We start from the raw sequence: 12445 nt of genomic DNA on the forward strand, positions 1-12445 counted from the left end.
CGAAGGAACAACCGTGGACGCGTTCTCCCGCAGCGATCTCGACCTCCTCACCCAGCAGGAGGATCCGCCGTGCGTGTCGCTTTACCTGCCCACGCACCCGGTGCGGACCCGCAACCAGGAGGACCCGATCCGGCTGAAGAACCTGCTCGCCCGCGCCGAGCAGGAACTGGTGGAGGGCGGAACGAGGGCCCCGCAGGCAAGAGAGATCCTGCGACCGGGGCGTGAGCTGGTGGAAGTCGAGGACTTCTGGCTGTACCAGGACAGTGGGCTGGCGCTGTACCTGCGACCCGGCTGGTGGACCAGGTACCGGCTGCCGATCAGGTTCGACGAGCGGGTCGTGGTGTCCGACCGGTTCCATGTGACACCGCTGCTGCCGATGCTCACCGGCCAGGGGCACTTCTTCGTGCTCGCGCTCAGCGAGAAGCACGCCAGGCTGCTGTCGTGCACCCGCACCGGCACCGCCGAGGTGATGGTGCCCGGCCTGCCGCAGGGTGTCGCCGAGGCCCTGCCCTACGACGAGCCGCAACAGGTGCGCGGCCACCACCTGGGCAGCAGGGTCGGCGCCAAGGTCCGGACCATCATGCACCGGCAGGGAATCGGGGCCGAGGTGGAGAAGGAACGGCTGGAGCGCTACGTTCGCGCCGTCCACGACGCCGTTCGCCCGGTGCTTCGGGGCAGGCACGAGCCACTGGTGCTGGCCGGGGTCGACTACATCAGGTCCGCCTACCGGCAGGTCGCCGACTACCCCGAACTACTGCGGGACGGCGTCGCGGGCAGCCCCGACCGCGTTCCCGACGACGAGTTGCGCGCCCGCGCGTGGGACGCGGTCTCCCCTGTGCTGACCCGGCAGCAGGACGAGGCCGCAGCGGGCTACCGTGCCGCACTGGGCACCGGGCTGGCGTCGAACGATCCGGAGGAGGTCGCGAGCGCGGCCGAGGCAGGTCGGGTAGCGGTGTTGTTCCTGTCCGAGGAGGCCACCGCCGACGAACGGCTGCAGCCCACCGCCGTGCAGACCCTGCGCACCGGCGGCACCGTGTACGCACCCGCCGACGCGGGCGTGCCCGACGGCACCGGCGTCGCCGCGGTGTTCAGGTACTGACCGAAGGGTTCGGCGAGTTCACGCCCTGCTGCGGCTGCCGCCCGATAGGCAGCCGCAGCGTCTCCCCCGCCGCCAGCCGGTAGGTTGTCGTGCCCAGCCAGCCGATGTCGATCGGGCTCGCGGCGCACGGAACGGCGCGCAACACCGCCTCCTGGTGGTCGATGCGGACCGACAGCCACTGCCCCCGGTAGTGCAGGTCCAGATCGAGCGCTCGCAACTCGGTCGGCAGCCTCGGGTTCAGCCACAGCACGTCCTGCCGCACCTCCAGTCCGGTGTAGCAGCGCTGCAGGATGTCCGCCGATGCGGCCATCGCGCCCAGATGGATGCCCTCTCCGGTGCTGTCACCTCGGTTGCTGAGGTCGTGCACCAACGCGTCCCGAAGCAGCCGCCAGGACCTTGGCCGGTCGGTGCGCGACAGCACCCAGGAGTGCGCCACCCTGCTCAGCGTCGACCCGTGCGAGGTGCGGGCGAGATAGTAGTCCACCGTCGGCGGGATGGTCGCCGGGTCGAACGCGTACCCGAGGCGGTCGAGCAGCCCGGTCAGCTCCTCGGCGGTGAACAGGTAGAACAGCATGAGGACGTCGGCCTGCTTGGCCACCTGGTAGCGGTTGCAGCTGTCGTTCTCCGCCTCCAGGATCAGGTCCAGCCTGCCCAACTCGCCGTAGCGAGCGCGGTAGTGCTCCCAGTCGAACTCGGCGAGCCGCTCGTACCCCTCGAACTGCGCCAGCAGCCCGTTGTCGAGGAAGCGCACCCGTAACCGCCTGCTGATGCGTTCCCAGTCGGCCAGTTCGTCCTCGGAGAGGTCTAGCCGGTCCCACAGTTCACCGCAGTACTCGGTGCCGAGCAGCCCGTGCGCCTCCACCGCTCTCGCCAGCAGCCACGCGACCATGACGTTGACGTAGGAGTTGTTGTCGATGCCCTGCCCCGGCCGGTCCGGGTAGCCGTCGTGGAACTCGTCCGGCCCCATCACGCCGCGCACGTCGTAGCGGTCGTCGGCCGGGTCGTAGTCCACCAGATCCGCCCAGAAGCGGGCGATCTCCACCAGCAGTTCCGCTCCGTATGAGGCGAGGAAGTCGAGGTCGCCGGTGACCTGCCAGTAGTGCCACAGGTTGTAGCCGATCGCGAGGTTGACGTGGTACTGCCTTCGCGAGTTGTCGGCCATCCACCGGCCGGAGCGGGGGTTGAAGAACCACCCCGGGGTCTCCTCCCTGCCGTCGCTGCCGCTCTGCCACGGAAACATCGCGCCACGCCGCCCGTTCTCCTCGGCCAGCCTGCGGGCCTGGTCGAGCCTGCGGTGGCGGTAACCGAGCAGCGCCCTGGTCAGCCGAGGCACCCGGAAGCTCAGCAGCGGGAAGACGAACAGCTCGTCCCAGAAGATGTGTCCCCGGTAGCCCTCGCCGTGCAGCCCGCGCGCGGGAACGCCCACGTCGAGGTCCGCGGTGTGGCCGGTGAGTGTCTGCAGCACGTGGAACATGTGGAAGTTGATCGGTAACTGCCCGTCCGGCCCGTCACGCGTTCCGATGCGGAACCGGCGCCACAGGTACTTCCACGACTCGGCGTGCGCCTCGAGGAGGTCGTCGAACGAGCCCGCGTCGCGCACCGTTTCGCGGGCCGCCAGCAGCGGCTCGGAGATGGCCCGGTCGCGGGAGGTGTGCACCGCGACCACCTTCTCGACGACGACCGGCACATCGGGGCGGGCCTCGATGAGGAACTCCCGCCCGATGACGCCGGGCTCGGCGACGGCTCTGGGCCACACCCGCGTGCCGGAGTCGGCTCGCAGCGTGGTCCGTGCCGCCTGCGCGACGCGTAGCTTCGACTGCACGGTCCGTGCCACCAGCCAGGTCACCTCACCGGCGTCGAGTTCCCCGCTCTCGGCCTGCTCGAGGTGCTGGCCGCAAAGGCCTGCGAAGGCGGCGACGTTGCCGTTGCTGACCCGGCCGTCGATGGTGGAGCGCACCTCCAGCGGGCCGGACCAGTTCCTTGGCACGAGTTCGGTGCGCAGCGCGGCCAGGTGGGGTGAGGCCATCGACACCAGCCGCTGCTGTCGCAGCGTGGTGCGTCTGCCGTCCTCGTCGGTTACCACGGCCTCCCGCAGCAACACCCCGCGGCGAAGGTCCAGCACCAGATGCTGGTGCGCGAGCGTGCCGTAGCCCGCGCCGAACCACGGTTGGCCCGGCAGCCGAAACGTAAGCGGCAGCCAGTTGGGCAGGTTGACCACGCTCTCGTCCTCACGCGGGCGCCCATGGGGTTCCGACGACAGCCGGTTGTACACACCCGCGACGTATGTGCCCGGGTAGTGCACGCCGTCCGCCACCGCCTCCGGGTCCGCGCCACGCACGCCCAGGTAGCCGTTAGCCAGTGTCAGCAACGCCTCCCTCGACGCCACGCCCCGCGCCTCGTCGTCGTGGTAGGACAGCAGCCACTCCTGGTCCCGGGGAGTCGGCTCGGCGCACAACGCGCAGCCCTCGTAGCCGCCGGGCCCGGCGAGCCGGTCCGCTCGGTCGGTCGTCGATGTGGACATCGTGTCCCCTCAGTCGGTACCCGGGTCGCCGAACAGGTCGGTGGCGCTTCGGCGAGGAGTGGGTGCGACGGTGGCGCTCGGGTAGCCCACCCGCATCAGCAGCTGCGGGCAGCCGTCGATGTCCAGCTTCTCGGTGAGGGCGTCGCGGATCTGTGGCAGGTGCAGCGGCTGGGTCTGCACCGCCGCCGCGAGTCCGGCGTCCACGGCGGCCAGCCAGGTGCGCTGCATCGCGATCCCGGTGTGCACGTGGTCGAGCTTGCCGTCGCCGTCGGAGGTGAACAACAGCACGGTTTCGCTTTCCAGCAGGCCGATGAGGGTCTCGCGGTCGGGCAGGTCGGTCAGCGACCGGACCAGCCCGACCCACGGCAGCTGCCCCCCGGTTTCCGGAAGCGCGCTGCGGGCGATACCGGCACCGTGCCGGTGCGAATCCTCGTCGCGGATCGTCCACAGCGCACGCTCCCGCTGATAGCCGCGGTCGGCCTGCTGGATACGCGCCGCGTCCGTCAGTTCGTCGGCGAGCGCGGCCAGTGCGGCGCGGCCGCGCAGTCGGCGAGCGTGCACCCCGGCGAACGCGGACTCCCCGGTGAGTCGGTCGGCGACCTCGTCGGGCACGGACCGGTGCGCGAACGGTCTGCGGTGGCTGGTTCTGCGAGGGATGGCACGGAACAGCTCCCGGTCCCGCTCGCCTGGCTCACCGGGCCCGGTGACCGTGAGCCGGGCGATCAGCGTGGGCCGCTCCTCGTCGGGCAGCAACGAGACCGTCGGCCGCCTGCCGAGCACCCGGATCGCGAGCTCCATGTTCGCCACCGCCGCGCCGCAGGAGATGACCCGATCCCGGCTGAGCGGGTCGTGGTAGGGCAGCGCCATGTCGGCTCGCTCGTACAGCAGCACCTCGTCGCGACGCAGCTCCAGCGACCAGGGCTGGATGTTGAGTATCGAAGGGGCCCGGCCGATCGCCTCGGCCAGTACCTCGGTCTCACCCGTTGACCACTCGGGTGCCGTCATGCCTCGTCCTCCGGTTGCCGGTCTCGGGTCCAGCATCCGCCTTCCGTGCCGGCCGGGCAGGCGGCGGTGGTCATTGGCACTTGAGGCTTAGTTCCCTAGCGGCGTGGAAATCCTGCCCGACGGTGGGCCGAGGAGCGCCGGTCTGGCTGGCGAGCTCGGGCGATCCGATGACCGTCGGCGGCGGGCAGCCGCCGCAGGCCCGAGCAGCTGGCGCCGTGGTACCGGTCCTCCGGCCAGGTCCGGCCCTCGACACCAGCGCCGCCGCGCTGCTCTCGCGCAGGGCGGCGGTGCCACGACCGCGGCGGCCACGACCGTCCACACTGGCCAACAGCGTGCGGGAGTTGAGTGCCGGCTGGCCGCACATCAGTCGGGCCAGGCGAAATGTGGCTTGCCGGAGAGCGTTATCTGGGCCGCCAGGTGCGCGGCCCTGGCTATCGAGCTGTCCGCCGAGAGTTCGGGGTCGGGTTCCAGCTGCCGCATCAGGGCCAGCAGCTCACCGCCGATGCGCTGCACCGCAGCGCCCATCACATCCGGGTCCGGGCCGGTTTCCAGCGGCGCCGTGTCCGGCCGTAGCGCCGCGATCACCACCGCGGCCAACTGTTCGGCCACCCGCTGCGCCGGTTCGTCGAAGTGTGCCGTCGTCATGGGGTCCCCTCCCAGCCGCTGCGACCAGATTTCCCGCTGGGGAGCCGGAAATGAAGGGCATAAGGTCCCCGGTTTGGCCTTCCGTCGGACTCGGTGCGGAAAGGCCACGGGAAAGCAAGCGGAGAAGCCTAGGAAAGCTCAGTCCGGACCGGACAGCGGGGCCGTCCAGCAGAGCACGGTCCCGCCGCCCTCGCGTGGCTCGATCCTCGCCTCGCCCTCGCACGCCTCGGCGCGCCGGTGCAGGTTGCGCAGCCCGCTTCTGCGTCCCTGCCCCCGAGGTGGCGGTCCGATGCCGTCATCGGCGACCCTGATCGTCACCGACTCGTCGACGTCCACCTCCAGCAGCACCTGGCTGCCCTTGGAGTGGCGTACGGCGTTGCTGATGCCCTCGCGCACGACGGCCTGAACGTGCTCCACCATGTGCTGCGGCACGAGGGTGTCCACCGCGCCCGAGATCCGGATCGACGGCGACATCCCGGTGTCGGCGGTCAGCTCCGCGACGATGTCGAGCAGCGCTCTGCGCAGGCTGGTCGCGCCCTGGTCCCTGCCCATGGAGTGCAGGTCGAAGATCGAGGTGCGGATCTCGCGGACCGTCTGGTCGAGGTGCTCCACCGCTTCCTGGATGCGCCGGTACGCGTGCGGGTCACTGACCTGCCGCAGCACGCCCTGCAGTCCCATGCCGGTTGAGAACAGCCGCTGGATCACGTGATCATGCAGGTCCTGGCCGATGCGGTCGCGGTCGGCGAGCAACGCGAGCTGGCGTTCACTGTCCTGCTTGTTCGCGAACTCCAGTGCCAGCATGGCCTGTGCGGAGAAGGAGGCCAGCAGTTGCACCTGGTGGCTGTGGAACTGGGAACCGCCCTTCTCCCTGACCGCGAGCAGCAACCCGCTCGCGCCCGCCGTGCTGCGCAGCGGGCTGACCACCGCGGGCCCGCACAGCTCGCTCACCGGGCTTGGCAGGGTCGAGGTTGCCGTGTTGAGGTCGGGGATCACCTTCGGCTCCAGGGTGCGCATCACGTCGGCTAGCACGGAATCCACCGTGAAGACCCCGCCGGTGGCGATGTTGTCGCCGAGTTGGCCGGACACCGCCCCCACCGTCGCCGTCTCTGCCGTCTCGCCGTCGCCGTCACCGTCGACCAGCAGGATGGCGGTACCGGTGGCGGCGGCGAGTTCCCTGGCGAACCAGGCGATCCTGCCAAGCGAGTCGTCCAGTGAGGCACCGGCGAGCATCTCGGCGTTGATCGTGGCCACGGCCTCCAGCCAGCGTTCCCGCATCCGGGACTGCTCGAACAGCCGCGCGTTCTCCACGGCGACCCCCGCCGCCGCGGCCAGCGAGCGCAGCACGATCTCGTCGTCGACGGTGAACTCTCCACCACCGCGTTTCTCGGCCAGGTACAGGTTGCCGAACACCTCGTCGCGTACCCGCACCGGAACACCGAGGAAGCTTCGCATGGGCGGATGGTTGGGCGGGAAACCCACCGAAGACGGGTGGTCGGCGATGTCGGCGAGCCGGATCGGCCTCGGGTCGTCGATCAACAAGCCGAGCACGCCGTGGCCTTGCGGCAGGTGTCCCATCCTCGCCCTGGTCCGTTCGTCGATGCCCTCGTGGACGAACTCGGCGAGACCGCCACCCTCGGCGCCGTCGAGCACGCCGAGCGCGCCGTAGCGGGCGTCCACGAGCTCCACCGCCGCGCTGACGATGCGTTGCAGTGTGGCGTCCAGCTCGAGCTCGCCACCAACCGCCAGCACGGCGTCCAGCAGGCCCTGCAGTCGATCGCCTGTCCGCGATATCTCCGTTAGCCGGTCCTGAACACCGCCGAGCAGTTCGTCGAGTTTGAGCCCGGCCAGTTCCTGGGTCACCTTCGGGTGCCGGAGCTGTTCTCCTGCCGAGTCACCGGAGCCGTTCTTGGTTCGCATACCGGGTTCCCTTCGCCGAGAGGCGATGCCCCAAGCCGACTCACCCGGACCACGCGCATGGCCTCACCCCGTGGCGGGGTCGCGAGCGGATCAGCAACACCGTTCCCGCTACAAGACCTACCCGGCAAGCGGGCACCTAATCCCCCGAGGGACTTTCGGCCCTTGCCGCCCGCCCGGCCGCGGGGAGCGCGCTTCAGTCGCGAACCAGCAGAATCCAGACGGGCCCCTCGGCGAGCGGAAGCGCCTGACCGGATCCGGTGGTGAAGCTGGTGCCGTCGTCGGGGTCGGAGCGCGACCACTCGGCGTCGAACGACCTGCCGTCACGCAACACCGTGGCGTCACCGTTTCCAACGGTGTCAAGCACCGGTGAGGGTGCGCCCGCCGCGTCGCGAACGGCCACCCCTGGCCGGGTGGTCACGTGCTGTACCACCACGGTCGCCGCCCGCAACTGTCCCGCCTCGGTCGACACCAGCGGCGTACCGTTCAGCTCCACCAGCCACCGGCCCGCCTGACGGTCCCACTCGAAGCGCAGGCTCGCGGCCGGATAGCGCACGGTGTGCTCGGTAACGGGTGTGCCGCCGCTGGGCGCGGGTGCGAATCGCAGCACCTGGTCGGCTCCTCGGCCGGAGCCCTCGGGCAGCTCGCGTGGCCGGACGTAGAGGTTGTGTGGTGCGCGGCGGGACCCGTCGCGGAAGTAGGCACCCGACTCCGGCCCGGGCGAGACGTCCAGCAGCGGCGCGTCCCGTAACAGCGGATCGAGTTCGGGCGCCGCTCCGGAGAACGCCAGTGCCGGGCTGCCGTACTGCGAAAGCAGCTCCAGGTCGGTCTCGCGGGCGCTGCGTACCGGCCCGGCCACCTCGGGAACCTCGGTGGTGTAGACGGCGGCCAGCCGGGTCAGCCCGCCTTCCGCCGGTTCGCAGTAGATCACGTCCGCCGAGCCGAGGCCGGTCTGCGGGCGCGCGGCGGCCACGTTGTCGATCTTGATGGCGAGTACTGGCCTATCACCGGGATCGTCGCCGCCGGTGAGCAGCAGGACGCCGACGATCGCGGCGGCGATCACCAGCACCGCTGCGACGGCGGCCAGCGACAGCTTGGTCCCGCGCGTCACCGCTGCCCGGCCCCGCTAGCTGGTCAGGTGCGCGGGCCGGTGGGTGACCCCCTCGATGTCGGCCGCGGTCGCCTCGATGAGCTGGTGGGACAGGTCCGCCAGTGCCCGGGCGACGGCGAGCTCGTCACCGATCTCGGGAACGTCGGTGTCGCTCGGGTTTCGACGGGCGAGCCCGACACCGGTGCGCAGCGTGCCCTCCCTGGTGTGCAGCCTGGCCTCGGCCCTGGTGGTGTCGGCGTGTTCGTCGATGAAGATCTCCATCTTCCACTTGATCGCGTGGCCCATGTCGGCCTCCTTGACTACGGGTACCGCCTCTCGACGTCCCCAGCCAAACCCGCGAAGCGCCGGGCACCGAAGGGACTTTCGTCACCGATCGGCAACCGCGCGCCTCACAGGGACACCACCAGCACACCCAGGATCAGCAGACACACCACCTTGCCGACCTCGAGCGCTACGTAACCGAAGTGGGCCTTTGACCTGGGCAGTTCCTCCCCCGCGAGCGCGCGGTCGGTGCGGCGGGACAACGGTGGCCGTACGACGGCGATCTGCACCAGCAGGATCGCCGCCACCGCGATGGTGAGGCCGAGCACCGCGGGCGTCGCCCCGCCGAGGATCACGGCGAGCAGCGCGGTGAGGGCGAGCACCGCTTCGGCGACGTTGAGCGCCCGAAACACCAGCCGCCCGATGCCGAGCCCGAGCGGGATGGTGATGCCTGGTGCCCGGAACTTCAGTGGTGCCTCGATGAACGAGATCGCCACCACCATGCCGAGCCAGCCGAACACGACCGCGCTGGTGACCGCGGCTGCCGTTGAGCTCACGATTCGCCGTCCTTTCGTTCGCGCGCCTGCTGCCGGGCGGGCGGCGTTCGGCGGCAGGGCACGCTGGCCGGCCGGCCCGGGCGGCATCCGGTGAGGTCCGGGGCCACTTGCCCGATGCGCTGGACCTCGTGGTCAGCCTAACCCTGTTGCCAGCCTGTCAATTGGATTGCCCGGCAGCTCGCCGTCGTCGGTGACACATCCGATTCGCCACCGTTCGTCATGGTTTACCGGTAGGTTGCCGTCATCCTCGCCATGCTGTCGGGCACACTGACACCCTGGTCAGGGTCGAACTACCCCGACGCGCGGGTCATCGCCGAAGGCGGTTGCGCTGACCAGTGGTTTTGATCTATACCCCTCGGGGTAGTGGAAACCAAGCGCGAACCTAAGTTATCGTGGTTGGGTCAGATACCCCTTGGGGTATGCAAGACCGTCGACGAGCGAAGGGCAAACACACAATGCCGATTGACGTCGAGGTCGTGGAGACCTCCTCCCTTGGCGACCGCAGCTACCTGGCCCACGACGGGCAGGTGGCCGTGGTGGTCGACCCACAACGCGACATCGATCGCTTCCTCACCGCCGCGGGCAGGTTGGGAGTGCGGATCACGCACGTCGTCGAGACACACATGCACAACGACTACGTCTCGGGCGGTCTGGCGCTGGCCAAGGCGACCGGCGCTGAATACCTCGTCTCCGCCGACGACGACGTGGCCTTCGACCGCACCCCGGTGCGCGACGGCGACGAGCTCACCATCTCCGATCAGATGCGCATCGGCGTGGTGGCCACCCCCGGCCACACCTTCAACCACCTGTCCTACGTGCTGCACGGCTCCGAAGGCCCGGTCGGCGTGTTCACGGGTGGGTCGCTGCTGTTCGGAACCACGGGGCGTACCGACCTGCTCGGCCAGGAGCACGCGCACACCCTGGCCCAGCACCAGCACGCCTCAGCACGAAGGCTCGCCGACCTGCTCCCCGACGGAGCCCTGGTCTGGCCGACCCACGGGTTCGGCAGCTTCTGCTCCGCGACGCAGGCGGACGGCAACTCCTCCACCATCGGACGCGAGCGCACGCAGAACCCGGCACTGCGCCTGGAAGCGGACGACTTCGTCAACCAGACCCTCGCCGGCCTGGACGCCTACCCGGCGTACTACGCGCACATGGGCGTCGCCAACGCCAACGGCGCCGACCTGGCCGACCTGACCCCCGCGCAGATCGCCGACCCCGCCGAACTGCGCAAGCGCATCGACGGGGGCGAGTGGGTCGTGGACCTGCGCTCCCGCAAGGCATTCGCCCACCGGCACCTCAGCGGCACGCTGAGCTTCGGCATCGACGGCCCGATGGCGACCTGGCTGGGCTGGCTGGCGCCTTGGGGCGAGCCGATCACGCTGCTCGGCGACTCGCCGGAGCAGGTCGCCGAGGCGCAGCGCGAACTCGTCAGGATCGGCATCGACCGACCCGCCGCCCAGGCCACCGGTACTCCCGACCAGTGGGCGGACGACGAGCGGCGCCTCGAGGAACTGCCCGTGGCCACCTTCGCGGACCTGGTAGCGGCGCAGCAGGGCAACCCGCCCAACGGATTCCCCTCACCTGACGTCGTGGTCGACGTCAGGCTCGACAACGAATGGAAGTCGAGCCACATCGAGGGTGCCGTCCACATCCCGCTGCCCGCACTGCCGACCAGCATCGACAAGATCCCCGAGGGCACGGTGTGGGTGCACTGCCAGGGCGGCTACCGCGCCGCCGCGGCCGCGAGCCTGCTCGCTCGGGCGGGCAGGACCGTGGTGTGCATCGACGACAGCTTCGACAACGCCCCAGTCACCACCAAGGAGAATGCATGAGCACGTCGGCCGACTCCCCGGTCAGACTTGACGTCGTAGGACTGCGACGGCTGCTGGACACCGGGAGGGCCCCCCGGCTGATCGATGTGCGCACCCCCGGCGAGTTCAACAGCGCGCACATCCCCGGCTCGTACAACGTGCCGCTCGACCTGCTGCGGGAGCACCGCGCCGAACTGCGCAACCACCTCGACGAGCAGGTCGTGCTGATCTGCAAGGCGGGGGGGCGCGCGGCGCAGGCCGAGCGCGCGCTGGCCGAGACCGGGCTGCCGAACCTGCGCATCCTCGACGGCGGGATCGCTGCCTGGATGGCCGACGGCGGCCCGGTGAACCGCGGCGACCAGCGCTGGGAACTGGAACGGCAGGTGCGGCTCGTAGCGGGTTCCCTCGTGCTGCTTTCGATCCTGCTCAGCATCGTGTTCCCACCCGCGAAGTGGGTCGCCGCCTTCGTCGGCGCGGGGCTGACGTTCGCGGCCGTGACGAACACCTGCGCGATGGGCATGCTGCTGGCCAAGCTGCCGTACAACCGGGGTCCACGCACCACCGTCGAGGACGTGTTCGCCGCACTACGGGTCGAGCGGTCGTGATCCGATGCTCGTGTTGACCATCGCCGCCGCCGTGTTCATCGGGCTCGCGCTCGGTGTACTCGGCGGCGGCGGCTCCATCCTCACCGTGCCGATCCTGGTCTACCTGGCTGGAGTCGACGCCAAGCAGGCGATCGCCATGTCGCTGTTCGTCGTCGGCGTCACCAGCGCCTTCGGCGCGATCTCGCACGCGAGGGCAGGCCGGGTTCGCTGGCGAACCGGACTGATCTTCGGCGCAGCGGGCATGGCGGGCGCCTACGGCGGTGGACGGCTCGCGGAGTTCATCCCCGGCGTGTGGCTGCTCGTCGGCTTCGGCCTGATGATGATCGCCACCGCGGTGGCGATGATCAGGGGCAGGCGCGCCCGTGACGGCGCCGAGGCACCCAAGGTCCACGGCGAAATGCCCATCGGCAAGGTCATCTTCGAGGGCGTCGTTGTAGGGCTGGTGACCGGACTGGTCGGTGCGGGCGGCGGGTTCCTCGTGGTTCCCGCGCTGGCACTGCTCGGCGGGTTGCCGATGGGTGTCGCTGTCGGAACCTCGCTCGTGGTGATCGCGATGAAGTCCTTCGCCGGTCTCGCGGGCTACCTGGCCAGTGTCGAGATCAACTGGCCACTGGCACTCGCCGTCACCGGTGCCGCCGTCGTCGGCGGCGTGATCGGCGGGCGGCTCGCGGGGCGCATCCCGGAGGGTGTGCTGCGCAAGGGCTTCGGTTGGTTCGTCATCGTCATGGGTGGCTTCCTGCTCATCCAGCAACTGCCCTCGCAGGTGTGGAGCGCACTGGCCGACCACCCGATCGCCTGGATCATCCCGGTGGCGGTGGCCGCGGCGGCGGCACTCGCCTTCGTCGGCTACCGGCGACACCGAGGGCAGCAGCGCAAGACCGACGAAATCGACAGGGTCGACGTGTCGTCGTAA

11 protein-coding genes are annotated in these 12445 nt (G+C 70.1%); 4 read left to right on the forward strand and 7 right to left on the reverse strand.

The features are described from left to right. The first annotated feature begins 13 nt into the window (after nt 1-13). A complete protein-coding gene (locus FHU38_RS13705) occupies nt 14-1099 on the forward strand; it encodes a baeRF3 domain-containing protein (protein WP_167171135.1) in 1086 nt (361 codons plus the stop codon). Here FHU38_RS13705 and FHU38_RS13710 read toward each other — a convergent pair. The 7 genes from FHU38_RS13710 to FHU38_RS13740 form a co-directional block, all read right to left on the reverse strand. After that, the gene (locus FHU38_RS13710) at nt 1089-3620 is read right to left on the reverse strand and encodes a glycoside hydrolase family 65 protein (RefSeq protein WP_167171137.1); all 2532 of its coding nucleotides are present in this window, start codon (nt 3618-3620) and stop codon (nt 1089-1091) included. The two genes, FHU38_RS13705 and FHU38_RS13710, sit on opposite strands and share 11 nt — an antisense overlap. Before the next feature lie 9 nt (nt 3621-3629). Then, a complete protein-coding gene (locus FHU38_RS13715; protein WP_167171140.1) occupies nt 3630-4625 on the reverse strand; it encodes an Acg family FMN-binding oxidoreductase in 996 nt (331 codons plus the stop codon). 363 nt (nt 4626-4988) lie between these two features. After that, nucleotides 4989-5270 carry a hypothetical protein gene (locus tag FHU38_RS13720; RefSeq protein ID WP_167171143.1) on the reverse strand — a complete coding sequence of 94 codons (282 nt, stop codon included), beginning with the start codon at nt 5268-5270 and terminating at the stop codon, nt 4989-4991. A gap of 138 nt (nt 5271-5408) precedes the next feature. Further along, nucleotides 5409-7187: a sensor histidine kinase gene (locus FHU38_RS13725; protein ID WP_167171146.1), complete on the reverse strand. Its 1779-nt coding sequence runs from the start codon at nt 7185-7187 to the stop codon at nt 5409-5411. Between the two features lie 193 nt (nt 7188-7380). Beyond that, nucleotides 7381-8295 carry a DUF3048 domain-containing protein gene (locus tag FHU38_RS13730; protein ID WP_167171149.1) on the reverse strand — a complete coding sequence of 305 codons (915 nt, stop codon included), beginning with the start codon at nt 8293-8295 and terminating at the stop codon, nt 7381-7383. Between the two features lie 15 nt (nt 8296-8310). Beyond that, a complete protein-coding gene (locus FHU38_RS13735; protein ID WP_167171152.1) occupies nt 8311-8580 on the reverse strand; it encodes a DUF1876 domain-containing protein in 270 nt (89 codons plus the stop codon). A gap of 104 nt (nt 8581-8684) precedes the next feature. Continuing rightward, nucleotides 8685-9059 carry a hypothetical protein gene (locus FHU38_RS13740; RefSeq protein WP_208416426.1) on the reverse strand — a complete coding sequence of 125 codons (375 nt, stop codon included), beginning with the start codon at nt 9057-9059 and terminating at the stop codon, nt 8685-8687. Nucleotides 9060-9568: 509 nt separating this feature from the next. Between FHU38_RS13740 and FHU38_RS13745 the strand changes: the two genes are divergently transcribed. The 3 genes from FHU38_RS13745 to FHU38_RS13755 are packed head-to-tail and all read left to right on the forward strand — an operon-like array spanning nt 9569 to nt 12445. Further along, a complete protein-coding gene (locus tag FHU38_RS13745) occupies nt 9569-10948 on the forward strand; it encodes an MBL fold metallo-hydrolase (RefSeq protein ID WP_167171157.1) in 1380 nt (459 codons plus the stop codon). After that, nucleotides 10945-11532: a rhodanese-like domain-containing protein gene (locus tag FHU38_RS13750; RefSeq protein WP_167171160.1), complete on the forward strand. Its 588-nt coding sequence runs from the start codon at nt 10945-10947 to the stop codon at nt 11530-11532. The genes FHU38_RS13745 and FHU38_RS13750 overlap by 4 nt, the downstream gene beginning before the upstream one ends. Nucleotides 11533-11536: 4 nt before the next feature. Then, nucleotides 11537-12445: a sulfite exporter TauE/SafE family protein gene (locus FHU38_RS13755; protein ID WP_167171163.1), complete on the forward strand. Its 909-nt coding sequence runs from the start codon at nt 11537-11539 to the stop codon at nt 12443-12445.

The organism is Saccharomonospora amisosensis (assembly GCF_011761185.1).
GTDB lineage: Bacteria > Actinomycetota > Actinomycetes > Mycobacteriales > Pseudonocardiaceae > Saccharomonospora_A > Saccharomonospora_A amisosensis.